The organism is Blastococcus haudaquaticus (assembly GCF_900230285.1).
GTDB classification, from domain to species: domain Bacteria; phylum Actinomycetota; class Actinomycetes; order Mycobacteriales; family Geodermatophilaceae; genus Blastococcus_B; species Blastococcus_B haudaquaticus.
In genome coordinates, this window is record NZ_OCNK01000003.1 from 558828 (window position 1) to 584512 (window position 25685).

Below are 25685 nucleotides of genomic sequence, written 5' to 3' on the forward strand. Positions count from 1 at the left end.
GGCTGTGACGGTTGGCCGACGGCTGTGACGGTTGGCCGACGGCTAGGACGGCTGGCGGCCCAGGTGGCGGTAGCGGTGCAGCCGGCTGCGGAAGCGCTCGGTGTCGTCGCGGCCCAGCAGCCCGGCCAGCTCCTCGCCCAGCACCCGGCCCAGCCGCTGGCAGAACTCGTTCGGCTCGTCCGCGGCGTCCGGTCGCTCGGGCACCACCCGGTCGACGATCCCGGCCCGCCAGAGGTCGGTCGCCCGGACGCCCTGCGCCGCCGCCATCTCCCCGGCGTGCTCGACGTCGCGGTGCACGATCGCGCTCGCGCCCTCCGGCGGCAGCGGTCCGAGCCAGCCGTTGGCCGCGGCCAGCACGCGGTCGGCCGGCACCAGCGCCAGCGCCCCGCCGCCGGTGCCCTGACCGAGCAGCACCGCCAGCGTCGGCGCCTTCAGGACGACCAGGTCGTGCAGGCAGCGGGCGATCTCCCCGGCCAGCCCGCCCTCCTCCGCCTCCCGGGACAGCGCCGCCCCGGGGGTGTCGATGAGCGTGACCAGCGGCAGGCGCAGCTCCTCGGCCAGGTGCATGCCGCGCCGGGCCTCGCGCAACGCGGCCGGGCCGAGCGGCGCGGACATGCTCTGACCCCGCCGGTCCTGGCCCAGCACCACGCAGGGCGCGCCGCCGAACCGGGCGAGCGCGAGCAGCAGGCCCGGGTCCTTCTCCCCGGCCCCCGTCCCCGACAGGCCGACCACGTCGGTGGCCGCCGTCCGCAGCAGCCGGCGCACACCCGGCCGGTCCTCGCGCCGGGACGCCGTCACGACGTCCCAGGCGCTGCGGTGGTCCTCGGGGTCGTCGGCGTCCGTGCCGTCCTCGGGGGTCGGGCGCTCGGCGCCCCGGACGTCGGTGTGCCAGGTCTGCCGGGCGGCGAGCACGCGCAGCGCCCGGTCGGCGAGGTCGGCGACCTCGTCGTGCGGGACGACGGCGTCGATGAGCCCGCGCTCGGCGAGGTGCTCGGCGGTCTGCACGCCCTCGGGGAACGGCTCGCCGTACAGCGCCTGGTAGACCCGAGGACCGAGGAAGCCGATGGAGGCCCCGGGCTCGGCGATGGTGACGTGCCCGAGCGACCCCCACGAGGCGAGCACGCCGCCGAAGGTGGGGTTCCGCAGGTAGACCAGGTAGGGGAGCCCGGCCTCCTTGTGCCGCGCGATGGCCGCGGTGATGCCGATCATCTGCAGGAAGGCGACGGTCCCCTCCTGCATGCGGGTCCCGCCGGAGACCGGCGCGGCCAGCAGGGGCAGGCCCTCGTCCGTGGCCCGCTCGACGGCGGCGATGAGCCGCTCGGCCGCCGCGACGCCGATGGAACCGGCGAGGAAGCCGAACTCGCCGGCGACGACGGCCACCCGCCGGCCGCGCAGCCGGCCCTCGCCGGTGATGATCGACTCGTCCTGCCGCGACTTCTCCGCCGCGGCCGCCAGCTCGCGGGCGTACTCCGCCGACACCGACGGGCGGACCACGGGCGCGTCCCAGGACACCCAGGAGCCGGCGTCGAGGACGAGGTCCCGCAGCGACCGCGCGTCGAGGCGGGCCGGCCGGTCGGTCACGACCGGAGCCAGGCGCGGATCGCGTCGCCGTCGGCGCCGAGGACCGGGGGAGCGGTGTGGTCGCGGCGGGTCGTCTCGGTCTCGCCGTCGGGACCGGGGGTGAAGAACCGCAGCGGAGGTCCGGGCAGCTGCAGCGAGCCCAGGGTGGCGTGCTCGACGTCGACCAGCAGGCCCTGGGAGAGCGTCTGGTCCCACCCGTAGACCTCGTCGACGGAGCGCACCTTGCCCGCCGGGATGCCCGCGGCGGCGAGCCGGGCGAGCAGGTCCTCCGGGGCGATCCCGGCGAACGCCTCCTCGAGCAGGGCGATCACCTGCTGCCGGTTGTCCACCCGCTCGCCGTTGGTCGCCATGCCCGGCGCCTCCGGGTCGAAGCCGAACTCGGCGCAGAGCTTGCGCCACAGCCCCTCGGAGCCGCAGGAGAGCTGGACGCTGCCGCCCTGGCAGTGGAACAGGCCGTACGGGGCGATCGAGGGGTGGTGGTTGCCCTGCGCGTGCCCGACCTTCCCGGCCACCGTCCACGCCGTCCCCTGGAAGGCGTGCACGCCGACGATCGCGGCCAGCAGCGAGGTGCGCACGACCTGGCCACGGCCGGTGCGCTCGCGTTCCATGAGCGCGGCCAGCACGCCGTAGGCGCCGTACATGCCGGCCAGCAGGTCGCCGATGGGCACGCCGACGCGCTGCGGGTCCTCCGGCCCGGAGCCGGTCAAGGACATGAGGCCGCCCTCGCCCTGCGCGATCTGGTCGTAGCCGGCGCGGCCGCCCTCGGGGCCGTCGTGGCCGAAGCCGCTGATGGCCAGCGTCACCAGGCGCGGGTTGAGCTCGGCCAGGACGTCGGTGCCGAACCCGAGCCGGGCGAGCGTGCCCGGGCGGAAGTTCTCCATCAGCACGTCGGCCCGGCGGAGGAGCTCGGTGAGCACCTTCTTGTCGTCCTCGGCCTTGAGGTCGAGGGTGATCGACTCCTTGTTCTTGTTCGTCGACAGGAAGTACGTCGACTCCCGGTCGCCCTGCTCGGGCTGGACGAACGGTGGGCCCCAGCCGCGGGTGTCGTCACCGCTGCCGGGGCTCTCGACCTTGATCACCCGGGCGCCGAGGTCCCCGAGCATCATCGCCGCATGGGGCCCGGCGAGCGCCCGCGTCAGGTCGACGACGAGCACGCCGTCGAGAGGTCCGGACATCGCAGTCTCCCTCGCTCCACGCCGCCGGGTCGGGCGGCGGACCGGCAAAGTGTCTCAGCGCTGAACTATCTGTGGCCAGCGCCCCTCACAGCCAGCCGGGGACGGCGAACACCAGCCAGGCGAGAAGCGGTCCTATGGCCACGACGATCCCCGAGTAGGCCAGGATCTGCTTGTAGAAGCGGTCGCGGTCGACGTCCTGCGCGTTGGCCAGCACCAGGGCGCCGTTGGTCGAGAACGGGCTCACGTCGACGATCGTCGAGGACACCGACAGGGCCACGATCACCCCCACGGCGCTGATGTCCCCGGACTCCAGGAACGGCACCGCGAGCAGGATGGCGACCCCGATGATCGCGGTCGACGACGCGAAGGCCGACACCACGCCTCCGATGTAGCAGAGCAGCAGGGCGATCAGCAGCGGCACACCGAGCCCGATCACCGCATCGCCGACGTAGTCGATCGTGCCCGCCTCCTGCAGCACGAAGACGAAGGTCAGCACGCCGGCGATGAGCAGGATCGTGCTCCAGCTGATCTGGGTGACGGCTCCCTTGTGCTTCTGCGCGGAGAACAGGGCCAGGACGACGGCGACGGTGATGGAGACGAAGCCGATGTCGAGGTCGAAGGCCAGTGCCAAGACCGCGACGACGACCAGACCGACGAGCGTGAGGATCTGCTCGAACGTCACCGGCCGGGCGACGTCGGGGTGCATGTGCTCGTCGTCGTCCCCGCCGACGGCCGGCCCGGGAGCCGCGCCGTGCCCGCGGACGACGGTGCCGTGCGCGTGCTCGGTGTGCGGCACCGGCTCGGCCGCCACCTTGCGCCCGATGAGCCGGCGGCCGCCGAGGGCGAAGAAGAGCACCACCGCGATCGCCAGGTTGAAGAGCAGGGCACCCAGGAAGACGGCGAGGGGGCTGCTCGGCAGGCCCTCGTCCTCCACGATCGTGTTGACGGTGACGCCGTAGACGCTGATCGGGGAGAAGCCGCCACCCTGCGCGCCGTGGATGACCATCATGCCCATGAGCAGCGGGCTGATCCCGTGCCGCGCGGCGAACGTGAGCGCGATCGGCGCGATGATCGCGACCGCCGCCGGTGACAGCGCCCCGATGCCGGTCAGGAGGCCGGTGACGAAGAACATGATCCAGGGGATGGCCGCGACATGGCCGCCGACGAGCCGCACCGCGCCGCGGACGAGCAGGTCCACGGTCCCGTTGTTCTGCGCGATCGCGAACAGGTACGTGACCCCGATCAGCGTCAGCACCAGTTCCGCGGGGAAGCCGGCGATGATGTCGTCGGTGCTCAGCCCGACCGACAGCGTCCCCACGAGGAAGGCCGCGACGAACGCGAGCGCGCCCATGTTGATCGGCAGGAACGTCGCGATCGCGAAGATGACGACGAGCGCGAGGATCGAGACGATCTCAGGGGACACGGTCCCTCCTCCGACGTGCGGGGATGCGTGTCGCCCAGTGGATCAACTACCGGCGGGTAGCGCCTGCCAGCCGCCGGACGGGGTGACCACCGCCGAGACCGCGCGGTCGTGCGGCTCGACGGGCAGTGCGTCGACCAGTTCGTCGTCGAAGACGACCGCGACCAGGACGGCGTCCTCGCGGACGTACCGCAGCGCCCGGTCGTAGTAGCCGCCACCGCGGCCCAGCCGGGTGCCGTTCCGCCCTACGGCCAGCGCCGGGACGACCACGACGTCGGCCGTGCCGATGGCCGTGGGACCCAGCCGGGGACCGAGCGGTTCGAGCACGCCTGACCGCCCCGGGGCCAGGCGGCCGGTGTCCACGGCCCACGCGAGGTCGGTGCCCTCCACCGGCACCACCGGGAGGAGGACCCGTGCGCCCAGCTGGGTGAACGCCGCGGGGACCCGGCCGTGGCCGGGCTCCTCGGGCTCGGGCACGTAGGCGGCGAAGGTGCGGCAGCCGGCGAGCCCGCGCAGCAGTGCCGCGGCAACGGCCGCTGCGGCCCGGTCCCGCTCGACGGCCGGCCGGGCCCGCCGGCGGGCGAGCACGTCGGCGCGCAGCGCCGACTTCGCGGCGCCCACATCAGGCAGGAGGGTCACTCCTGGAGGCTAGCTAGGCTGCCGACATGTCCAGCCCCGCTGCCCGCCCGGCGCGCAAGGCCGTCATCCCCGTCGCAGGGATGGGCACGCGCTTCCTGCCCGCCACCAAGGCGGTGCCCAAGGAGCTGCTGCCCGTCGTCGACCGCCCGGCACTCGAGTACATCGTCGAGGAGGCTGCCCGTGCCGGGCTGCCCGAGGTGCTGATGGTCACCGGCCGCAACAAGGCCGCGATCGAGGACTTCTTCGACCGCACCCCCGAGCTCGAGGCGGCCCTGGAGAAGAAGGGCGATGCCGACCGGCTGGCGGCGGTGCACGCCTCCACCGAGCTCGCGCACGTGCACTTCGTCCGCCAGGGCGAGGCGAAGGGGCTGGGGCACGCGGTGCTGCAGGCGTCGGCGTTCGTCGGTGACGAGCCGTTCGCGGTGCTGCTCGGTGACGACCTCATCGACGCCCGCGACCACCTGCTCGAGCACATGCTCGCCGTCCAGGCCGAGCACGGCGGATCGGTGATCGCACTGCTCGACGTGGGCCGGGAGAACATCGACAAGTACGGCGCCGTCGCGATCGAGCCCGGCGACCACCCGGTCGTCGACGGCGACGAGGTGGTCCGCGTGACCGGCCTCGTCGAGAAGCCCCCGGTCGACGAGGCCCCGAGCAGCCTCGCGATCATCGGCCGGTACGTGCTCTCGCCCACCGTCTTCGACGTGCTGCGGGACACCCCGCCCGGCCGCGGCGGAGAGATCCAGCTGACCGACGCCCTGGCCACCCTCGTCGAGCGCGGCGAGCCCGTGCACGGTGTCGTGTTCAGCGGCCGCCGCTACGACACCGGGGACCGGCTGGACTACCTGAAGGCGGTCATCCGGCTGGCCAGCGAGCGCGACGACCTGGGTCCGCCGCTGCGTTCCTGGCTGCACGAGTTCGTCGCCGACCTGCCCGCGGAGGGCGCGTCGCCGTCCTGACTGGCCGGGACAAGGGCACCATCGGGGGAATGAGTGGTCTGGACGACGGCGGGAACGGCACGGGCGGGGCGTACGGGGGGTACCGGGACACCGCCCAGGTCGACATGCCGATGGCGCCGCCGCGCGCGAGCGCCCCGGTCGCGATGCCGGGTGCCCGGGTCGTGACCCCCTCCCCGAGCCGGCCCGTGCCCACGCCGCGAACCGTCGTCGACGGCCCGATCCCGCTGCCGGCCACCGAGTCCGTCCCGCTGGACCGGATCTGCACGGTGGAGCGGCACCTCGACGAGATCCTCGCCGCGGTGCCGCAGCCGCACCCGATCGAGCTCGCCGTCCTCGACGCCCAGGGGCTCCTCTGCGCCGAGGAGGTCACCAGCCAGCGTGCCCTGCCGGCCTTCGACCAGGCGGCCCTGGACGGCTACGCCGCCCGCGCCGAGGACGTCGAGGCCGCGCTCCCGCAGGCGCCGGTCGAACTCGCCGTCGTGGGTGAGAGCGTCGCGGGGGCCGGTGCGCCGTCCTCGATCGGCCCGGGCCTCGCGCTCAAGGTGGCCGCCGGAGCGATGCTGCCGACCGGGGCCGACGTCGTCGTCCCGGCCGTCTGGACCGACCAGGGGACGGTGCGCGTCGCCGTGCACGCCGGACCGCCGGCGGGCGGCTACGTCCGCCGCGCCGGGGACGACGTCGCACCCGGCGACCCGGCGGTGCAGGTGGGCACACCCATCGGGCCCGCCCAGATCAGCCTCCTCGCCGCCGTCGGGCGCGAGCGCGTCCTGGTCCGCCCGCGTCCCCGCATCGCGGTGCTCTGCGCAGGCACCGAGCTCGTCGACGTCGGCACCGTCCCGGCGCCCGGGCAGGTCGTCGACGTCAACAGCTACGCGCTGGCCGCGGCCGCCCGCGACGCCGGGGCGGAGGCCTACCGGTCGGGGATCCTGCCGTCGGACCCGCGCCGGTTGCGCGAGGTGCTGGAGAGCCAGTTGCTGCGCAGCGACCTGGTGCTCATCGCCGGGACCTTCGCCAGCGGCGGCTTCGACCTGGTGCAGGAGGCGCTCGCCGAGCTCGGCGACATGCGCACCCGTCAGGTGACGATGCACCCCGGTCCCGCCCAGGCCTTCGGCCGGCTGGGGCGCGACGAGATCCCGGTCATCTGCATCCCCGGTGAGCCGGTGGCCGCCCTGGTGGCCTTCGAGGTGTTCGTCCGGCCGGCCATCCGCCTGATGCTCGGCAAGCGGCAGCTCTTCCGCCGCACCGTGCAGGCCGTCGCCGGCCAGCAGCTGGTCTCCCCGCTGGGCTACCGCCAGTACCTGCACGGCACCGTCATGCGTCACCCCGACGGCGGGTACGTCGTCGAGCCGGTGGGCGACGGCACCGAGGCGCTGCTCGCGCGCATGGCACGGGCGAACTGCCTGATCGTGGTGGACGAGGACGTCACGGAGGTCGCCGAGGGCGGGCTGGTCACCGTCATGCCGCTGCTCCTCGGGGGCTGAGCTGGACCCCCAGATGCACCCCGGCTGGCCGGCGCGGCTGGCCTCGGGCCCGGTCGAGCTGCACCCGCTGCGGCGCCGGGACGCGGGGGAGTGGAGCCGGCTCCGGCTGGCCAACCAGGACTGGCTCAGCCCCTGGGAGCCCTCGGGCGGCATGCCGTGGGGCGAGCGCCACACGCCGGCCGCGTACCGGGCCATGCGCGGGGCCGTCGCCCGCCGGGCCCGGCAGGGCACGTCGCTCCCGTTCGCCATCCGGGTCGACGGCCGCCTGGCCGGGCAGGTGACGCTGGACAACATCGTCCGGGGAGCGCTGCGGTCGGGGTACCTCGGCTACTGGATCGACCGGTCGGTCGCCGGGCGCGGGATGGCGTCGCTGGCCGTCGCCCTCGTCTGCGACCACGCCTTCGGGCAGGTCGGCCTGCACCGCGTGGAGGCCGACATCCGGCCGGAGAACCTGCCCAGCCAGCGGCTCGTGGCACGGCTGGGGTTCCAGCGCGAGGGGCTGCTGCGCCGCTATCTCGACATCGACGGCGACTGGCGCGACCACCTCGCCTACGCGCTGCTGGCCGAGGATCTGCCGGGCGGCGTGCTCGCCCACTGGCGCAGTCGCATACCAGGCTGAGCGTGCCGGTCGACGGAACGCGGGGGAGACACGCCCCAGTCGTCACACCGGCCACAGAACTCGATCGGCGACACACCGCGCGCCTCCCTCGTCGGGGCGTCCGGCCTGCTTAACCTCGCCACCGCGAGTGACTCATGTGACAGGTGGTGTTCTGATGGGATCGGGCGTGCTCTTGGCCGCTCTGGTCGTGCTGTGGTTCGTCGTACTGGTGCCCATGGTGGTGACCCGTGGCGACGCATCCACCGGCCAGGTGGGGCTGGCTGACTCCGGTCGGACGCTTCAGCGCCGCCGGACCGTGGACCCCGTCGTCCACGCCGACACCGAGCGAGTGGCGATCGACCGCGACCTGCTGCGCACCAGCGGTGAGCTGCAGGTGGACGTGCACGCCCTCCGGCGTCGCACCCTCGGGGGTCTGGTGGCCCTCGCCGCCGTGACCCTGGTGGCTGCCCTCGTCGTCAGCCCGTGGCTGTGGGTGGCGCAGGGTCTGTTCGACGCCGCCGTCGTCGGCTACGTGCTGGTGCTGCGCAAGGTGGCCCGTCGCGAGCGGCTCGCCGCCCGCCGCGCCTCCCGTGCGGCGGCCCGTGCCGCGATGCGCACCCAGGCGTCGAAGCCGGTGCCGGTGCCGGTGCAGCGCGACGTCGAGCACCACGAGGCCCCGCACCTCGACACGATGGCCCAGCAGGACCTGCCGCACCCGAGCGTGCCGCTGGCGCCGGTGCACTCCTTCCCGATGGGTCGGCGCGTGGTGGCCCGTACCCCGGCCCCGGCCGGGTGGCAGCACAGCGCGGTGGTCGGGCTGGACGACGACGACATCGGTTTCGCCGACATCGACGAGTACCAGCCGCGCCGCGTGGCGAACGCGTAAGGCTTTACCGCCTCGGCTCACCGGTGCCGCCCCGGTGGTGGCGCCGGAGGGCCGGGACGGTAAAGTCGCTCGCGAAGGGGCTGTGGCGCAGTCCGGTAGCGCACCTCGTTCGCATCGAGGGGGTCAGGGGTTCAACTCCCCTCAGCTCCACACCTTCACAGCACGAACCAGCCGACGCCGTCGGGGCCCACCGCCCCGGCGGCGTTCGCCGTCCGGAGGAGAGACGACGTGACCGAGCCCGCCCCCGACGACGCGCGTGCGGTGCGGTTGCGCTGGATCGCCCGGGCCGTCGTCGCGGCCATCGGGCTGTGGTTCCTCGCCGAGGGGATCGCGGGCGTCTGGGGCGGCGCCGGACTCGTCGTCCTCGCGGTCGTCGTGGTCGCCCTCGCCGTGGGCGCGCTCTCCCTCACGCGCCGCGGGCGCTGACCCCACCGGGCGCCGACCCTCACCTCGCGTTGCGGAAGTCCGGCGCCCGCTTCTCGACGAACGCCCGCACGCCCTCGCGACCCTCGGGGTCGGCCGCCGACTCCGCGACCAGCTGGGCCTCGTCGTCCAGCTGCTCCTCGAGCGTGCGGGTGGCCGCGCGGCGGACCAGGGCACGCGTGCGGACCATGGCGCGGATCGGCCCGTCCGCGATCTCCCGGGCGACCTGCTCGGTGGTGCGCCGCAGGTCCTCGTCCTCGACCAGTCGCGCCACCAGCCCGGTGAGGTGCGCCTCGGCGGCGGTCAGCGAACCGTTGGTGAGCATGAGGTCCAGCGCGCGCGGGGCGCCGAGCGAGCGGGTGAGCGCCCAGGAGGTGCCGCCGTCCGGGGAGAACCCGATCGCGCCGTACGCGGGCCGGATCTTCGTCGTCCGGGCGCAGATGACGACGTCGCAGGCGCCGACCAGCCCGACCCCCGCCCCGGCGACCGCCCCGTGGACGCCGGCGACCACGGGCACCGGGCAGTAGAGCACCGCCCGGATGACCTCGTGCCAGTCGTGGGCGAGCCGGCCGACGAAGGTGCCCGGGTCCGCTGCGTCCGCGAACGACCGCACGTCACCGCCCACGCAGAACCGGGGGCCGTTGGCCGTGAGGAGGACGACGCGGGTGCCGTCCGGCCGGCCGGCGAAGGCGGCGGCGAGCTCCGACGCCAGCTGCGGGGTCAGCGCGTTGCCGGTGTCCGGGTTGTCGAGGGTGATCCGCCAGACGTCACCGTCGACCTCGGTGAGCACGGCGGGGCGGTCCTGTGCGGCGGTCATCGTCGTCCCTCCGTGGCGGCTGGTCAGGTCACCGTAGGGCCGGGAGGTCAGAACCAGGAGGGGAACCACATCCGCAGCAGCCACTCGCTGTGCGAGAGCGGGCTGCCGGTGAGCACCGGGTGGAAGAAGACGAACGTGGCCGCCACCAGCGCCACGTACAGGCACACGGCGCCCAGGCCGATCTGCCGGCGCAGCGGGTCCGGGTGGCGGCGGCCCAGGACGTCCTGCAGGGCCAGCACGACGGCCAGGACGAAGAAGGGCAGCGCCGGCGCCATGTAGAAGATGAACATGGTGCGCTCGGGGTTGAGGAACCAGGTCAGCCAGCCCGCCGCGATGCCGACCGCGACCGGCACCGACGAGGGGTCCCGGCGGGCGACCAGCCGCCAGCCGAGCCACAGGAGCGCCGGCGCGAAGGCGAACCACAGCGTCGGCGTGCCGACCATCAGGATGTAGCGGATCACCTGGTCGCCCGCCGAGTCCGTCAGCCCCTGCGGGTTCCAGAGCAGGATGGGCCGCCCGTTCACCAGCCACGACCACGGCCCCGACTCCCAGGGGTGCGGCGAGGACAGGCCGTTGTGGAACTCCAGCCACTGGGCGTGCTCGTGCCAGAGCGAGCGGAGGGCGTCGGGGATCCAGGGGAACGCGGTGTCGGCGTTCTGCTGGGCCCACGCCTTTCCCTGCGAGGTCTCGCCCAGGAACCAGCCGGTGAACGAGGCCAGGTAGGTGAGCACCGGGACCGCTCCCAGCGCCCACACCGCGCCGGGGAGCCCGCGGCGGATCGTCGTCCGGGTGGGACTGGGGACGTCGTGCTCCCGCCAGGCTGCGCGGTCCCAGAACAGGCTCAGGATCGCGAAGAAGGCGAGGAACCAGACGCCGCTCCACTTGACCGCGCAGGCGCAGCCGAACAGGAACCCGGCTGCGATCCGCCAGCCCCGTGGGCCGATCCGCGCCGGGACGCCCATCGCGCGGACCCGCGCCCGCACCCGGTCGCGGTCGACCACGAGGCACGCGACGGCAGAGAGGACGAAGACCTGCACGAAGACGTCGAGCAGGCCGATCCGCGAGAGCGTGAAGGAGAGGCCGTCGAGCGCGAGCAGGAGGCCGGCGACGAGGCCGAGGAACGTCGATCCGGTGAGCCGCCGCGCCAGCCGGACGAGGACGACGACCGCGACGGTCCCGGCGACCGCCGACGGGAACCGCCAGCCGAAGGAGTCGTAGCCGAACAGCTGCTCCCCGGCGGCGATCAGCCACTTGCCGAGGGGCGGGTGGACGATGAAGGAGTACCCGCGGTTGTACTCGAAGCCCCAGGTCAGCAGCTCGTGCGCCTCCGGCGGGTAGTACGCCTCGTCGAAGAGCCGGTCCTTCGGGTAGTTGATGCCCCAGAGCCGCACGGCGAGGGTGGCCACGCCCAGGACCGCGGTGAGGATCCAGGACAGCCGCGCGTCGCCGGGCAGGGGCGGGGTGGTGTCCCTCCGCCGGCGGGGCGGCGCCCAGCGGCGGGCCGGGGGACGGGGACCCGGTGCTGCGTCCGCACGCTCCGGGGCCAGTACCGCCATGCCTGCAGGTTAGTGACAGGCTCGTCCCGTGAGCGGGCGGTTGGTGCTGGGCGGGGCGCCCCTCGGGCAGCCGGGCGACGTGGGGCCACGCCTGCGCGAGGTCATGGGCACCGCGGACGTGCTCGCCGTCGAGGACACCCGCCGGCTGCACCGGCTCGCCTCCGACCTCGGCGTCACGTTCACCGGTCGGGTGGTGACGTTCCACGAGTCGGTGGAGAAGGCGCGGCTGCCGGGGCTGATGACGGCGCTGGCCGAGGGCGCGACCGTGCTGCTGCTCACCGACGCCGGCATGCCGTCGGTGTCGGACCCCGGCTACACGCTGGTGCGGGCGGCGATCGAGGCGGGCGTGCCGATCACCTCGGTGCCCGGCCCGTCCGCGGTGACGACGGCGCTGGCGGTGTCGGGGCTGCCCGTCGACCGGTTCTGCTTCGAGGGGTTCCTGCCGCGCAAGGGTGGGGAACGCCGCTCGGCCCTGGCCGCCCTGGCCGACGAGCGCCGCACGATGGTGTTCTTCGAGTCCCCGCACCGGCTGGCCGATGCCTTGGCCGACGCCGCCGCCGCGTTCGGTGCCTCCCGCGAGGCGGCGGTGTGCCGGGAGCTGACCAAGACCTACGAGGAGATCCGCCGGGGTCCGCTGGCAGAGCTCGCGGAGTGGGCGGCCGAGGGCGTGAAGGGCGAGATCACTCTGGTGGTCGCCGGCGCCGTCGCCGCCCCGGTGCACCTGGACGCGACCCAGCTCGCGGCGGCGGTGGCGGAGGAGGAGGCGGCCGGCGCCACCCGCAAGGACGCCATCCGCGCCGTCGTCGTCCGCACCGGGCTGCCCCGGCGGACCGTGTACGACGCCGTCGTCGCCGCCAAGGGTTCGTAGCTCCCGGCCTGGGTGGTCCGCGAGAGTGCACGTCGCGGGCTCACCGGGCCGACGACGGCCCGGAAGGTGCACTTTCGCGCGGAGGCTGTGGACGGGCGGCGCGCCGCCCGCCCGTGCCCGGCACGGTGTCCGGATGCCGCGCACGCCTGTCCAGCCCGCCGAGCTGCTGACTCGGGAGCCGTTCCTCGGGTGGTGGGCCGTCGACGAGGGGCTCCTCACCGTCGACAACCTGCGGAGCAGCGCGTGGCGTCGGGTCGTCCGCGGTGTCTACGTGCACCGGGACGTCGAGGTGGACCACGCACTCCGGGCCACGGCCGCGTCCGTCCTGCTGCCTCTGGCGGTGGTGACCGGACGGAGTGCGGCGGTCCTCTGGGGCTGCGACATCGCCGGGGTGGACGACGACGTGGAGGTCACCGTCCCGCCGGGATCGCACCCGGCCCGCATACCCGGGCTGACCGTGCGCAGGGCAGCGATCCCGCGCGGCCACAGGAGGCGGCGTCGTGGCGTTCCCCTGACCTCCCCCGAGGCGACGGCGGTGCGCCTCGCCGGCCTGCTCCCGGATGACGACGCCGTGATCGCCGTCGACCGGATGGTCCACGTGGCCGGTGCGGACCTGGGGCGCATCCGCGCACTCGCCGCGGAGGCCCGTGGCCGGGGTTCGGCTCGCGCGCGGGCGGCCTGCCGGCAGGCCGATGGGCTCGCCCAGTCACCGCAGGAGACCCGGGTACGGCTCCTGCTGCAGCGGAGCGGCCTGCCGGATCCCACCGCCCAGTACCGCGTCACCGCCGATGGCGGGCAGTTCGTGGCGTTCGTGGATTTCGCCTGGCCGGGACATCGGGTGGCGCTGGAGTACGACGGCCTGTGGCACGCCGAACCCGGGCAGTTCGGCAAGGACCGCGCCCGGCTCAACCGGCTCACGGCCGCCGGTTGGCGGGTCGTCTTCGTCACTGCCGAGGACTTGCGCGACCCGAGCCGGTTCCTTCGACGGGTCGCGGCAGAGCTCGCTCGATGAGTGTGCAGAACAAGGGCTCTCACCCGGCGCGTGAGCCCGGGAAGTGCACTCTCGCCCGGCCGGGCGCCGGAGAGAGGGTCAGAGCCAGCCGTTGCGCTTGAAGCCGCGGTACAGCAGCACGCAGGCGGTGATGATGACGAGCAGTACCAGCGGGTAGCCGAACCGCCACTCCAGCTCGGGCATGTACTCGAAGTTCATCCCGTAGATCCCGGCGATGGCGGTGGGGACGGCGATGATGCCGGCGTAGGCCGAGATCTTCCGCATGTCCTGGTTGTCGGCCATCGTCGAGCGGGCCAGCGACGCCTGGAGGATCGAGGACAGCAGCTCGTCGAGCCCACCCACCTGGTCGCGCACCCGGATCGCGTGGTCCTGCACGTCGCGGAAGTAGGAGCGCATCGCGTCGGGGACGACGTCGATCTGCCGCTCGGCCAGCTTCTGCAGCGGCACCTCCAGCGGTGCGACCGCCTTCCGGAGCGACATCAGCTCCCGCTTGAGCTGGTAGAGCCGGCCGATGTCGTCGGTCCGGTCCGGGCTGAACACCGACGTCTCGAGCTCGTCCACGTCGTCGGTGACCGCCCCGGCGACCTCGACGAAGGTGTCGACGACGAGGTCTGCGACGGCGTAGAGGACGGCGGACGGGCCGAGGCACAGCAGGTCGCGCTGTTCCTCCAGCCGCGACCGCAGGCCGGTGAGGCCCGAGTGGGACCCGTGCCGCACGGTGATCACGTAGTTGGCGCCGAGGAAGACCATCACCTCGCCGGTGTCCACGATCTCGCTGGTCGCCGTCAGCTGCTCGTGCTCCACGTAGGTCGCGGTCTTGAGCACCATGAAGAGGGCGTCGTCGTAGTGCTCGAGCTTGGGCCGCTGGTGGGCGTACACGGCGTCCTCGACGGCCAGCGGGTGCAGCCCGTACCGCCCGCTGATCGACGTCAGCTCGTCCTCGGTGGGCTCGTACAGCCCCAGCCAGACGAAGCCGCCCTGGGCGACGGCGCTCTCCAGCGCCTCCTCGGCCGGAACCGGTGCCTGGCGCCGGCCGTCGACGTAGACGGCGCAGTCCACGACGACGGGTTCGCCCTCGCGGCGGGCCGGCGTCGACTTCGGTGCGCCGGCCGGTCGCGGGCGCAGGGTCGGGACGCGGGCGGGAGGCGGGCCCACCGGGAGGTCCGGGGGCGTGTCGGTGTCGCTCATCGCCCACCTTCCTGGGATCGGGCCCGGGGTGCTCCCGGGCGGGTAGAGCGTAGGCATGCAGGTCCCGCGGACCCGTGCGACGCTGCCGGGACACCAGCGGAGCCGGCGGGCGCCGGCGCGGAGGAGGTACCCCGTGGCGGCAGGAACGCGCCGGATCAAGTCCGTCGAGGACTCCATCCGCGACACCGACGAGCCCGGCCACCGGCTCAAGCGGCACCTCTCGGGCCTCGACCTGACCGTCTTCGGGGTCGGCGTCATCATCGGGACCGGCATCTTCGTGCTGACCGGCGTGGTCGCGCGGGACCAGTCGGGGCCTGCCGTCGCCATCTCCTTCGTGATCGCCGGCGTCGTCTGCGGGCTGGCCGCCCTCTGCTACGCCGAGTTCGCCTCCACGGTGCCGGTCGCGGGCTCGGCCTACACGTTCTCCTACGCGACGTTCGGCGAGCTGATCGCCTGGATCATCGGGTGGGACCTCGTGCTCGAGCTGGCGCTGGGCGCGGCCACGGTCGCGGTGGGCTGGTCGGGCTACCTCAACCAGCTGCTCGACGACCTGGGCATCCCGCTGCCCACGTCGATCGCGGGCGAGGAGGCGACCTTCAACATCCCCGCGGTGGTCATCGTCGCGCTGATGACCACCGTGCTCGTCCTCGGCATCAAGCTCTCCTCGCAGGTCACCTCGGTCATCGTGGCGATCAAGGTGGCGATCGTGCTGCTCGTCATCGCCGTCGGCATCTTCTACGTCAAGGCCGCCAACTACACCCCCTTCGTGCCGCCGGCCCAGCCGGCCGAGGCGGGTGCCAGCGGCTGGGACGCCCCGCTGATCCAGACCCTGTTCGGCTTCGACCAGGGGACCTTCGGCTGGGGCGGGGTCATCGCGGGCGCGGCGGTCGTCTTCTTCGCCTTCATCGGCTTCGACATCGTCGCCACCGCCGCCGAGGAGACCAAGGACCCCGGCAAGGACCTGCCGCGCGGCATCATCGGCTCACTGGCCATCTGCACCCTGCTCTACGTCGCCGTGTCGCTGGTCGTCGTCGGCATGCAGAACTACGCGGACCTCAGCGCCGAGGCGCCCCTGGCCGAGGCCTTCTCAGCGGAGGGGCTCTCGTTCTTCTCGACCGTCATCTCCGTCGGCGCCCTGGCCGGTCTGACGTCGGTCGTGATGATCCTGATGCTCGGACAGTCCCGGGTGCTCTTCGCGATGAGCCGCGACCACCTGCTCCCACCGTCGTTCGCCTCGGTGCACCCGAAGTACGGCACCCCCTACAAGATCACCATCGCCACCGGTGTCTTCGTGGCCGTCCTGGCCGCGGTCGTCCCGCTGGAGGAGCTGGCGAACCTGGTCAACATCGGCACGCTCTTCGCCTTCGTCCTCGTGTCGATCGGCGTCATCGTGCTGCGCCGCACCAGGCCGGACCTGCCGCGCGCTTTCCGGGTGCCGCTGATGCCGGTGCTGCCGATCGTCTCCACGCTGGCCTGCCTCTACCTGATGCTGAACCTGCCCGGCGAGACCTGGCTCCGGTTCCTGGTCTGGATGGCCCTCGGCATCGCCGTCTACTACCTCTACGGGCGTCGCAAGAGCCGGTTCACCACCCCCGGGGGCCGGGAGGACGCCGCGGCGGCGAACGCCGCACGCAAGGCCTGAGGCGCCCTCACCCGGTCGGGTGAGATCCACCGCGAGCACCTTCAGCGGCCGCCGGGAGGCGCCGAGCTGACCGTATGGCGATCAGCGTCCTCGAGGGCCGCGACGGGTTCGCGCCGCAGCACGTCCGCGTGCCCGCGGCGACGACCGTCGCGACGTCGACCGCCGTCCGCCGGATCCCGGTCGCCGTCGTGGGCGCCGCCGTCGTCGGTGTCGTCGAGGCGGTGGCCCTGCTGGCCATGGCCCTCGGCGGTCTGGACGGCGTCCTGACGTCGGGCGCGACCTCCGGCTGGCTCGTCGCCGGCGGGCTCGTCGTCCTGGCCGCCTGGATCGTGCTCTGCGCCGGGAGCGCCGCCGCCCTCGTCGACGGATCGGGGCGCTCCCTGCTCTCCGCCGTCGCCTACGCCGAGATGGCGCTCGTCGCCCTCCTCCTGGTCCTCGCGACCGTGACCCCGTTCGCGAACCCCACCTCGCTGCCGGTGCCGGCGCTGGGCCTGCTGGCCCTCGCCGTCCCGGTGGGCAAGCTGCTCCTGGCCGGCGCCCCGTCGGCGCGTGCGTGGATCGCCCAGGGCCCCCGGGCCCGGGTGCGGCGCCCCGACCCGGTCCAGGCCCACCGCGGGCTGGCCACGGTCACCCTCGGCGTCATCGGGTTCGCGCTGTTCTCCGTCGCGGTGCTCGCCCCGGTGCCGCCCGGCGACGTCCACGACCCCGCGTCCGCCGTCTTCACGCAGGACTGACGCGAACGAGGGTGGACCACCCTCACTACTCTCGGGCCGTGACAGATCGGCACATCCTCACCGCAGTCGCATGGCCCTACGCGAACGGGCCGCGGCACATCGGCCACGTCTCCGGGTTCGGCGTTCCCTCCGACGTCTTCAGCCGGTACCACCGCATGGCCGGCGACCAGGTACTCATGGTCAGCGGGACCGACGAGCACGGCACCCCGATCACGGTCGCCGCCGACGCCGAGGGCATCACGCCCCGGGAGATCGCCGACCGGAACAACCGGATCATCGTGGGCGACCTGCAGTCCCTCGGGCTCAGCTACGACCTGTTCACCCGGACGACGACGGCCAACCACGCCGCCGTCAGCCAGGAGATCTTCCTCGGCCTGCTGAAGAACGGGTACGTCTTCCCGAAGACGACGCTCGGCGCGATCAGCCCCTCGACCGGCCGCACCCTGCCCGACCGCTACATCGAGGGCACCTGCCCCATCTGCGGCTACGACGGGGCCCGCGGCGACCAGTGCGACAACTGCGGCAACCAGCTCGACCCCACCGACCTGATCAACCCGGTCAGCAAGATCAACGGTGAGACGCCGAAGTTCGTCGAGAGCGAGCACTACTTCCTCGACCTGCCGGCCTTCACCCGGTCGCTCGGCGACTGGCTGGCCACCCGCAAGGGCTGGCGCCCCAACGTCCTGAACTTCGCGACGAACCTGCTCGAGGACCTCAAGCCGCGCAGCTACAGCCGCGACATCGACTGGGGCGTGCCGATCCCGCTGGACGGCTGGCGCGACCGGCCGGACAAGCGCATCTACGTCTGGTTCGACGCCGTCGTCGGCTACCTCTCGGCCTCGATCGAGTGGGCCCGCCGGTCCGGCGACCCCGAGGCGTGGCGCCAGTGGTGGCAGTCGCCGGAGTCCGACGCCTACTACTTCATGGGCAAGGACAACATCGTCTTCCACGCCGAGATCTGGCCCGCCCAGCTGCAGGGCTACAACGGCGACGGCGACAAGGGCGGGACTCCGGGCGACCTGGGCCGGCTCAACCTGCCCACCGAGGTGGTGTCCAGCGAGTTCCTCACCATGGAGGGGCGCAAGTTCTCCTCCTCCCGCCAGGTGGTCATCTACGTGCGGGACTTCCTGGCGCGGTACGACGCCGACGCGCTGCGCTACTTCATCGCCGTCGCCGGGCCGGAGAACCAGGACACCGACTTCACCTGGTCGGAGTTCCGCCGCCGCAACAACGACGAGCTGGTCGCGGGGTGGGGCAACCTGGTGAACCGGTCGGTGTCCATGGCGGCGAAGAACGTCGGTGCCGTCCCGACGCCGGGCGACCTGACCGACGACGACCGCGCGCTGCTGGCCACCACCTCCGGCGCCTTCTCCGCAGTCGGCGACCTGCTCTCGCGCAACCGGCAGAAGGCCGCCATCGGCGAGGCGATGCGGGTGGTCTCCGAGGCGAACAAGTACCTGTCGGACCAGGCGCCGTGGAAGCTCAAGGAGGACCCGGCCCGCCGCGACACCGTCCTGCACACCGCGCTGCAGGCGATCAAGGACTGCAACGCCCTGCTGACGCCGTTCCTCCCGCACTCCGCGCAGCAGGTGCACGAGCTGCTCGGCGGCACCGGGGTCTGGTCGGTCGCGCCGGAGATCCACGAGGTCACCGACCTCGACGACGGGTCGCCGTACCCGATCATCACCGGGCCCTACGACCAGGGGCAGGCGGTCTGGGCGTCCACGCCGCTGGCCGCGCCCGGCACGCCGCTCGCGCCGCCGAAGCCGATCTTCACCAAGCTGGACGAGTCCGTCGTCGAGGAGGAGATCCGCCGCCTGGAGGAGGGCGGCACCTCGGGGAACGGGGCGTGAGCCGGTCGGCGAGCGCCCGCGCCAACCGCCGGGGCGAACCCCCGCCGTCCCCCGAACCGCTGCCGTCTCCGGCGCTGGACAGCCACACCCACCTGGACATCGTGCTGGGGGAGCGGCCGGCGGGGGACGAGCACGGGGAGTGGGCCTCCGACGACGACGTCGACGCCGAGGTGGCCGCGGCGGCGGCGGTCAACGTGACCCGCCTGGTGCAGGTCGGGGTGGACGTCCCGTCGTCCCGCTGGTCGGCGCGGCTGGCCGAGCGCCATCCGAACGTCCTCGCCGCCGTCGCGCTGCACCCCAACGAGGCGGGCGCCGGTGCCGCCGACGACACGGCCCTCGCCGAGATCGACCGGCTGGCGGCGCTGCCCCGGGTGCGCGCGGTGGGGGAGACGGGGCTGGATCGCTACCGCACCGGCCCCGAGGGATGGGCCGCGCAGGAGTCGTCGTTCCGGGCGCACATCGAGATCGCGAAGCGGCACGGCATCGCGCTGATCATCCACGACCGGGACGCGCACGAGGAGATCCTGCGGGTCCTCGACGATGCGGGTGCACCCGACCGCACCGTCTTCCACTGCTTCTCCGGGGACGCGGACTTCGCGAGGGCCTGCGTCGAGCGGGGCTTCGTCCTCTCGTTCGCCGGCACCCTCACGTTCGGCAACGCCGGCTACCTGCGGGAGGCGGCCGCTCTCACCCCGGTCGACCAGCTGCTCGTCGAGACCGACTCGCCCTTCCTCACACCGATGCCGCACCGGGGCCGGCCCAACGCCTCCCGGCTGGTGCCGCACACGGTGCGGGCGCTGGCGGAGGTCACGGGCGCGGACCTCGAGGAGCTCTGCCGCCGGCTGACCGCCACCGGGGAGCGCGTCTTCGGTTCCTGGGGCTAGCCAGGACGGTCCCGGAGCGGGTGGGCCCCCCCACGCCGCCGGAACCGGGGGACACTGGTCGCGTGGGCCGCCTCATCGCCGTACTCCTCTTCATCGCCGTGCTCGTCCCGGGCGTCCTCCTGGCCCGGGCCTGGTGGCTGGCGGCCGGCCGCCGCGCCGTCGCCGCGGGTGGCGTCGAGCTGGCCGAGCCGACCGCGGAAGGCGCTCGCACGCTGCTCCGTCAGGCGCAGTACGGCCGGCGCGTCCGCCTGCTCGGGCTCCTCGTCGGCCTGGCGGGGATCGTCGGCAGCGTCGTCGTCCTGGCCGAGGCGTCGGTCTTCCTCTGGGTGCCGATCCTCCTGGTCGGGCTCGTCGCCGGGGTGCTCGTCGCCGAGGCCACCCGGCCGCGACCCCGCTGGAAGATGTCGTCGCCGCCGCGGCGGCCCCGCCTGGGCGAGCTGATCTCGCACTGGCTGGTGTGGACCATGCGGGTCACCGTCGCCGCCCAGGTCGTCGCGACGGTGCCGCAGTGGCGGGCCGGGGAGCTGTCCGACGCGGTGGGCTGGGCCGCACTGGTGGTCCCCGTTGCCGCCTGGCTGCTCGCGGAGGCGGCCCTCCTGCGGGCGGTCGTCCGCCCGCTGCCGGAGCAGGGGGCCGACGTGCCCGTGGACGAGGCGCTCCGCACCTGGACCGCGCACCTCGTCACGGCGGCCACGACGGTGCTCGCCCTGCTCCCGCTGGGCACGCTGCTGCTGCGCGAGGGCATCGATCCCGACCGGGTGAGCAAGGGGTACGACTTCCTTCCGGTGGCCTTCGTCGCGGGTGGCTTCTCCGCGCTGGCCGCGGGCATCGCGGTGGCGGGCTTCCTGCTGACCTGGCTGCGGCCGGTGCGCTCGAGCACCCCGGCCCTCACCCGCTGAGCCCGCGCTCAACCCTGCCCGGGCCGTTTTCCGGCTGTGGGCTTGCTCACCGGTCACCCGTAGGTCACCCGCAGGTCACGCGGGCTGCTCACCTGCACCTTCCGTCCCGGCCGTCACGGAGCGTATCGGCGAGCCCACCCGCTGCACCTGAATTCCTCTGCTGTACTTCCCGTGCAGCATTGCCACACGCACCGTGTTCGTTATCGTGTCGTGACCGACAGCCGGGGTGGAGTTCGACCCGGGCGGCAACCACCGGCAGGGCGCACCCGCTCCCGACCGGCTGCCGGCCCGAACTCCTGCCCGGGTTCCTGGAACCCCCGTGGAAGTGTTCGTGCGCCGCTCTCTCCAGCTCAGCCTGTTCGCCGTCATCCTCCTGGGACTGATCGGCGGCACGCTGGCCTATGTCGCCGCCCAGAAGTCCGTGACGCTCACCGTCGACGGGCAGGCCCGCACCGTCGGCACCTACGCCGGCACGGTGGCCGAGGTCCTGGACGAGGAGGGCCTCGAGCCCGCGGCGCACGACGTGCTGCTCCCCGCTGCGGCACAGGAGATCGCCGACGGCGACACCGTGGTCCTCAACCGGGCGCGGCCCCTCGAGCTCACCGTCGACGGCGTCTCCCGCGAGCTCTACGTCACCGCGCTGTCGGTGGACGAGGCCCTGGCACAGCTCGGCTACCGCGCGGACGGCCTGGTGCTGTCCGCCAGCCGCAGCGAGCGCCTCCCGCTGGACGGCATGCAGCTGACGATCACCACCCCCAAGGACATCGTCCTGGTCAGCGACGGCCAGGAGCGCGTCGTGACGACGACGGCCGCCACCGCCGGTGACCTGCTGGCCGAGCAGGGCATCGCGCTGAGCGAGAGCGACCGCACGAGCCTCTACCTGGGCCAGGGGCTGCTGAACCGCATGCGCCTGCAGGTCTTCCGCGTGCAGGTCTCCGAGGTCACCGAGACCACCGAGGTGCCCCACGAGACCGTGGAGACCCAGGACCCGAACGCCCTCGAGGGCGAGAAGACGGTGACCCAGCCGGGTGTGGCCGGCGAGCAGGTGGCCACGGTGCGCGTCACCGTCGTCGACGGCGTCGAGACCGCCCGCGAGACCCTGAGCACCACCGTCAGCCGCGAGCCGGTCCCGGAGCTGGTCACGGTGGGTACCAAGCCCCGGCCGGCCAACTCCCCGGCGGCGGACGGCCTGAACTGGGCGGCACTCGCCCAGTGCGAGTCCGGCGGGCGGCCGACCGCGGTGAGCGGCACCGGCCGGTACCACGGGCTGTACCAGTTCTCCGTCTCCACCTGGCAGGCGGTCGGCGGTACCGGTCTGCCCTCCGAGGCCTCGCCCGACGAGCAGACCTACCGCGCCCAGCTGCTCTACAACCGGGCCGGCGCCGGGCAGTGGCCGCACTGCGGCCGTCTCCTCTGATCGGCTCCTGCTGAGCACTCCTCCCGAGACGCCGGACGGGCTGCTGGGCCCCGCGGTCATCCGCGAGCTGGCCCAGCAGCTCGACCTGCGCCCCACGAAGACGCTCGGGCAGAACTTCCTGCACGACGCGAACACCATCCGCCGGATCGTGCGGACCGCCGGTGTACGCCCGGACGACGTCGTCCTCGAGGTCGGGCCCGGTCTCGGCTCCCTGACCCTGGGGCTGCTGCCGGCCGCCGCGTCGGTCGTCGCCGTCGAGATCGACACCCGCCTGGCCGACCTGCTGCCGCGCACGGTCGCCGAGCGCCGGCCCGACCTGGCCCACCGCCTGACGGTCGTGACCGCGGACGCCCTGCGCGTCCAGGAGCTCCCGGGACCGCCGCCCACCGCCCTGGTCGCCAACCTGCCGTACAACGTCGCCGTGCCGGTGCTGCTGAACCTGCTGGAGCTGCTGCCCTCGCTCGACCGGGCCCTGATCCTGGTCCAGGCGGAGGTCGCCGAGCGGCTGGCGGCGCCCCCGGGCGGCTCCGCGTACGGCGTGCCGTCGGTGAAGGCCGCCTGGTACGGCGAGGTGCGGCGCGCCGGCTCCGTCGGCCGCAAGGTCTTCTGGCCAGAGCCGAACGTCGACTCCGGGCTCGTGGCGCTGGTCCGGCGCCCTCCGCCGCCCGGCGACCGGCAGGCCACCTTCGCCGCGGTCGACGCCGCCTTCGCCATGCGCCGCAAGAGCCTGCGGGCCGCGCTCGCCCGCTGGGCCGGGAGCCCCGCGGCGGCGGAGACCCGGCTGCGTGCGGCCGGCATCGATCCCGCGCTCCGCGGGGAGCAGCTCTCGGTCACCGACTTCGCCCGGCTGGCCGCGACCGACCCGGTGGACGCGTGACGACGGTCGTCGCCCAGGCGCCCGCGAAGGTGAACGTGCACCTGGGCGTCGGTCCGCTCCGCGAGGACGGCTTCCACGAGCTGCGGACGGTCTACCTCGCCGTCTCGCTGCTCGACACCGTCACGGTCCGCCCGGGCGAGGGGCTCTCGCTGACCGTCACCGGCGAGGGGGCGGGCGGGGCGGTACCTACTGACCGGTCCAACCTCGTGTGGCGGGCCGCCGAGCTCCTCGCGGGGTCCGCCGGGGTCGCCGCGGACGCGACCATGGAGATCGCCAAGTCCATCCCCGCCGCGGCCGGCCTGGCCGGCGGCAGCGCCGATGCCGCGGCTGCCCTGGTCGCCCTCGACAGGCTCTGGGGAACCGGGGCGAGCCGCGCCGACCTGCTGGACCTGGCTGCGCAGCTGGGCAGCGACGTGCCGTTCAGCCTGGTGGGGGGCGTGGCCCTCGGCGCCGGCCGGGGTGAGCAGGTGACGCCGGTGCTGTCCCGCACGCGCTGGGACTGGGTCCTCGGCATCGCGGGGGAGGGGCTCTCCACCCCCGCCGTCTACCGCGAGCTGGACCGGCTACGGGCGGCCGACCGGGTGCCGGACGGTGCCGAGCTGGTGGCCGCCGAGCCGGTCCTCGCCGCGCTGCGCAGCGGCCCTCCGGCCGTGCTGGCCGGAGTGGTGGCCAACGACCTGCAGGCGCCGGCGGTGGCGCTGCGGCCCGATCTCGGCCGGGCCCTCCGGACCGCCACGGAGGCGGGGGCGGCAGCGGTCCTCGTCAGCGGCTCCGGCCCCACCGTGGCGGCGCTGGCCGTCGACGAGCACCACGCTCTCCGGCTGGCCGGCGAGCTGGCCGGCGCCGGGGTGTTCCGGACCGTCCGGGCGGTGCACGGCCCCGTGCCCGGCGCCCGCCTCGTGGGCTAGCTCCTCAGCCCGCGGTCGGCGGCGCCTCGCGGCCGAGGTGCGGGTGCTGCTCGAGGTGGGCCAGGCCGTTGTAGGACAGGTTGACCAGGTGCGCGGCGACCCGGCGCTTGTCGATCGTCCGGTTGTCCAGCCACCACTGCCCGACGAGGGCGACCATGCCGACCAGCGCCTGGCTGTACAGCTGCGCCAGCCGGGAGTCGAACCCGCGGTCGCCGAACTCGCGGCCGAGGATGTGCTCGACCTTCCGGGCCACCTCCCCGATCAGGGAGGAGAACGACGCGCCGCCGCCGCTGCCGGGCGCGTCGCGGGTCAGCACCCGGAAGCCGTCCGTCTCCTCCTCGATGTAGTCCAGGAGGACCAGCGCAGCGCTCTCCAGCATCTCGCGCGGCGGCCCGGGCGTCGCCAGGGCGGACGTGAAGCGGTCGAGGAGCGCCTGCATCTCGCGGTCGACGACCGCTTGGTAGAGCCCCTCCTTGCCGCCGAAGTGCTCGTAGACGACCGGCTTGCTCACGTCGGCGCGGGCGGCGAGTTCCTCCACCGACGTCGCCTCGAAGCCGCGCTGGGCGAACAGCTCCCGCCCGATGTCGAGCAGCTGCCGGCGACGCTGCTCCCCGGTCATGCGGACCCGGGGGCGCGGGGGGCTGCTGGTCATGGGCGCCATAGTGCCCGGGGCGCCCTCCCGCGCAGTGCCCCCGGCGCGCGAGGGGCTCAGGCCGACGCCGGCGCGGGCGCCGCGGCCCGCGTCTCCACGGCGTCACGGCGCTTGGCGGCGAGGCGGACCGGGTCGGGCCACTTGACGCCGCTCGCCCAGCCGAGCTTCTCGAACACCCAGATGACCCGGGCGCTGATGTCGATCTGCCCGCGGAGCACGCCGTGGCGGGCGCAGGTCGGGTCGGCGTGGTGCAGGTTGTGCCACGACTCGCCGGCGCTCAGGATCGCCAGCGGCCAGAAGTTCGTCGCCCGGTCGCGGCCGGGGGAGACGAAGGGCCGGTTGCCGACGACGTGGCAGACGGAGTTGATCGACCACGTCACGTGGTGCAGCAGGGCGACGCGGACCAGCCCGGCCCAGAAGAACGCCGACCAGGCACCGGCCCAGGAGCCGGTCACCAGGCCGCCGATGAGCGCGGGGGCGGCGAGGCTGACGAAGGCCCACACCACGAACAGCTTGCTGGTGGTGACCAGGGCGCCGTCCTTGAGCAGGTCGGGGGCGTAGCGCTCCTGGTTGGTCTTGCGCCGGTCGAACAGCCAGCCCAGGTGCGCGTGGAACATGCCCTTGAGCAGCGACCGCAGGTCGGTGCCGTAGCGCCACGGCGAGTGGGGGTCCCCGGCGCGGTCGGAGAAGGCGTGGTGGCGCCGGTGGTCGGCCACCCACTGGATGACCGGTCCCTGGATGGCCATCGACCCGGCGGCCGCCAGCGCCAGCCGCAGCGGCCGCTTCGCCTTGAACGACCCGTGCGTGAAGTGCCGGTGGTAGCCGACGGTCACGCCGAGGAGGGTCAGGTAGTAGAAGCCCACGGCCAGACCGACGTCGAGCCAGGACAGGCCCCATCCCCAGACGGCGGGGACGATGGCGCCGAGGGCGAGGAACGGGACCAGCACGATCACGTAGAGCGTGATGATCTCGAGCGTGCTCTTCCGCCTGCCGATGGCGTTGGCGGGCAACCCGGCGTGGGGATCGGCGAGGGGAGGTGCCGTGGGCCGGGTGAGAACGGGAGCGGACAAATGAACTCCTGAGCGGTGTCTGGGCCTCGCGCGGGGTCGAGGACCATCCAGCGCCATGGCTACGTGCCCGTAACCTACGGCAGCGTAGGGAGCCCGGCGACTCGACCTCCGCGACCGGTGGGTGCCCGCAGAGCCGGGCGGCCCTA

General features: G+C 73.8%; 24 protein-coding genes and 1 tRNA gene. 16 read left to right on the plus strand and 9 right to left on the minus strand.

Annotation, left to right across the window (positions count from 1 at the left end; translation table 11 throughout):
- Positions 1 to 42 precede the first annotated feature (42 nt).
- The 4 genes from CRP30_RS14135 to CRP30_RS14150 form a co-directional block, all read right to left on the minus strand.
- A complete protein-coding gene (locus CRP30_RS14135; RefSeq protein ID WP_097184582.1) occupies positions 43 to 1581 on the minus strand; it encodes a carboxyl transferase domain-containing protein in 1539 nt (512 codons plus the stop codon).
- A complete protein-coding gene (locus CRP30_RS14140) occupies positions 1578 to 2756 on the minus strand; it encodes a CaiB/BaiF CoA transferase family protein (RefSeq protein ID WP_097184583.1) in 1179 nt (392 codons plus the stop codon). The genes CRP30_RS14135 and CRP30_RS14140 overlap by 4 nt, the downstream gene beginning before the upstream one ends.
- Positions 2757 to 2841: 85 nt before the next feature.
- Positions 2842 to 4179 (minus strand): SLC13 family permease, encoded by a 1338-nt coding sequence (locus CRP30_RS14145; protein WP_097184584.1) that lies wholly within the window; start codon positions 4177 to 4179, stop codon positions 2842 to 2844.
- Positions 4180 to 4221: 42 nt separating this feature from the next.
- Positions 4222 to 4815: a 5-formyltetrahydrofolate cyclo-ligase gene (locus CRP30_RS14150; protein ID WP_097184585.1), complete on the minus strand. Its 594-nt coding sequence runs from the start codon at positions 4813 to 4815 to the stop codon at positions 4222 to 4224.
- A 26-nt stretch (positions 4816 to 4841) separates the two neighbouring features.
- Here CRP30_RS14150 and CRP30_RS14155 point away from each other — a divergent pair, with 26 nt between their 5' ends.
- The 6 genes from CRP30_RS14155 (at position 4842) to CRP30_RS14180 (ending at position 9165) form a co-directional block, all read left to right on the plus strand.
- Positions 4842 to 5774, plus strand: coding sequence for a UTP--glucose-1-phosphate uridylyltransferase (locus CRP30_RS14155; RefSeq protein WP_097184586.1), 933 nt, complete (start codon positions 4842 to 4844; stop codon positions 5772 to 5774).
- 29 nt (positions 5775 to 5803) lie between these two features.
- Entirely contained in the window at positions 5804 to 7255 is a 1452-nt protein-coding gene (gene glp / locus CRP30_RS14160) for a molybdotransferase-like divisome protein Glp (RefSeq protein WP_200814749.1), read from the plus strand.
- 13 nt (positions 7256 to 7268) lie between these two features.
- Positions 7269 to 7874 carry a GNAT family N-acetyltransferase gene (locus CRP30_RS14165; RefSeq protein ID WP_097184587.1) on the plus strand — a complete coding sequence of 202 codons (606 nt, stop codon included), beginning with the start codon at positions 7269 to 7271 and terminating at the stop codon, positions 7872 to 7874.
- Positions 7875 to 8040: 166 nt separating this feature from the next.
- Positions 8041 to 8739, plus strand: a complete 699-nt coding sequence (locus CRP30_RS14170; protein ID WP_235003402.1) for a SepX/GlpR family protein — start codon at positions 8041 to 8043, stop codon at positions 8737 to 8739.
- Between the two features lie 76 nt (positions 8740 to 8815).
- Positions 8816 to 8889 (plus strand) — tRNA-Ala (locus CRP30_RS14175).
- 78 nt (positions 8890 to 8967) lie between these two features.
- The gene (locus tag CRP30_RS14180; protein WP_097184589.1) at positions 8968 to 9165 is read left to right on the plus strand and encodes a hypothetical protein; all 198 of its coding nucleotides are present in this window, start codon (positions 8968 to 8970) and stop codon (positions 9163 to 9165) included.
- Between the two features lie 19 nt (positions 9166 to 9184).
- Here CRP30_RS14180 and CRP30_RS14185 read toward each other — a convergent pair whose 3' ends face one another.
- Both CRP30_RS14185 and CRP30_RS14190 read right to left on the minus strand, forming a co-directional pair.
- Positions 9185 to 9979 (minus strand): enoyl-CoA hydratase/isomerase family protein, encoded by a 795-nt coding sequence (locus CRP30_RS14185; protein WP_097184590.1) that lies wholly within the window; start codon positions 9977 to 9979, stop codon positions 9185 to 9187.
- 47 nt (positions 9980 to 10026) lie between these two features.
- Positions 10027 to 11535: a dolichyl-phosphate-mannose--protein mannosyltransferase gene (locus tag CRP30_RS14190; protein ID WP_097184591.1), complete on the minus strand. Its 1509-nt coding sequence runs from the start codon at positions 11533 to 11535 to the stop codon at positions 10027 to 10029.
- A gap of 28 nt (positions 11536 to 11563) precedes the next feature.
- On the opposite strand from CRP30_RS14190, the gene rsmI reads away from it, so the two are divergent.
- Both rsmI and CRP30_RS14200 read left to right on the plus strand, forming a co-directional pair.
- Positions 11564 to 12403, plus strand: coding sequence for a 16S rRNA (cytidine(1402)-2'-O)-methyltransferase (gene rsmI, locus CRP30_RS14195; protein WP_097184592.1), 840 nt, complete (start codon positions 11564 to 11566; stop codon positions 12401 to 12403).
- A 133-nt stretch (positions 12404 to 12536) separates the two neighbouring features.
- A complete protein-coding gene (locus CRP30_RS14200) occupies positions 12537 to 13415 on the plus strand; it encodes an endonuclease domain-containing protein (RefSeq protein WP_097184593.1) in 879 nt (292 codons plus the stop codon).
- A gap of 78 nt (positions 13416 to 13493) precedes the next feature.
- Here CRP30_RS14200 and corA read toward each other — a convergent pair whose 3' ends face one another.
- A complete protein-coding gene (gene corA, locus CRP30_RS14205) occupies positions 13494 to 14603 on the minus strand; it encodes a magnesium/cobalt transporter CorA (RefSeq protein ID WP_097184594.1) in 1110 nt (369 codons plus the stop codon).
- A gap of 133 nt (positions 14604 to 14736) precedes the next feature.
- Between corA and CRP30_RS14210 the strand changes: the two genes are divergently transcribed.
- The 8 genes from CRP30_RS14210 to CRP30_RS14245 all read left to right on the plus strand — a co-directional run bounded on the left by CRP30_RS14210 (position 14737) and on the right by CRP30_RS14245 (position 23817).
- On the plus strand, positions 14737 to 16245 hold the full coding sequence (locus CRP30_RS14210) for an amino acid permease (protein ID WP_235003403.1): 1509 nt from the start codon (positions 14737 to 14739) through the stop codon (positions 16243 to 16245).
- 74 nt (positions 16246 to 16319) lie between these two features.
- Complete coding sequence (locus CRP30_RS14215) at positions 16320 to 16979, plus strand: hypothetical protein (RefSeq protein ID WP_097184596.1); 660 nt, start codon at positions 16320 to 16322, stop codon at positions 16977 to 16979.
- 38 nt (positions 16980 to 17017) lie between these two features.
- Positions 17018 to 18832, plus strand: coding sequence for a methionine--tRNA ligase (gene metG / locus CRP30_RS14220; protein ID WP_097184597.1), 1815 nt, complete (start codon positions 17018 to 17020; stop codon positions 18830 to 18832).
- Positions 18829 to 19716, plus strand: a complete 888-nt coding sequence (locus tag CRP30_RS14225) for a TatD family hydrolase (protein WP_097184598.1) — start codon at positions 18829 to 18831, stop codon at positions 19714 to 19716. Before metG ends, CRP30_RS14225 begins: the two co-directional genes overlap by 4 nt.
- A gap of 62 nt (positions 19717 to 19778) precedes the next feature.
- On the plus strand, positions 19779 to 20615 hold the full coding sequence (locus CRP30_RS14230) for a hypothetical protein (protein ID WP_097184599.1): 837 nt from the start codon (positions 19779 to 19781) through the stop codon (positions 20613 to 20615).
- 331 nt (positions 20616 to 20946) lie between these two features.
- The gene (locus CRP30_RS23065) at positions 20947 to 22032 is read left to right on the plus strand and encodes a resuscitation-promoting factor (protein WP_097184983.1); all 1086 of its coding nucleotides are present in this window, start codon (positions 20947 to 20949) and stop codon (positions 22030 to 22032) included.
- 148 nt (positions 22033 to 22180) lie between these two features.
- A complete protein-coding gene (gene rsmA / locus CRP30_RS14240; RefSeq protein WP_235003404.1) occupies positions 22181 to 22909 on the plus strand; it encodes a 16S rRNA (adenine(1518)-N(6)/adenine(1519)-N(6))-dimethyltransferase RsmA in 729 nt (242 codons plus the stop codon).
- On the plus strand, positions 22906 to 23817 hold the full coding sequence (locus CRP30_RS14245) for a 4-(cytidine 5'-diphospho)-2-C-methyl-D-erythritol kinase (protein ID WP_097184601.1): 912 nt from the start codon (positions 22906 to 22908) through the stop codon (positions 23815 to 23817). Before rsmA ends, CRP30_RS14245 begins: the two co-directional genes overlap by 4 nt.
- Positions 23818 to 23821: 4 nt before the next feature.
- Here the strand turns inward: CRP30_RS14245 and CRP30_RS14250 are convergent, their stop codons facing one another.
- Positions 23822 to 24469, minus strand: coding sequence for a TetR/AcrR family transcriptional regulator (locus CRP30_RS14250; protein WP_235003405.1), 648 nt, complete (start codon positions 24467 to 24469; stop codon positions 23822 to 23824).
- Positions 24470 to 24525: 56 nt separating this feature from the next.
- Positions 24526 to 25539, minus strand: a complete 1014-nt coding sequence (locus CRP30_RS14255) for an acyl-CoA desaturase (protein WP_200814750.1) — start codon at positions 25537 to 25539, stop codon at positions 24526 to 24528.
- Positions 25540 to 25685: the final 146 nt, after the last annotated feature.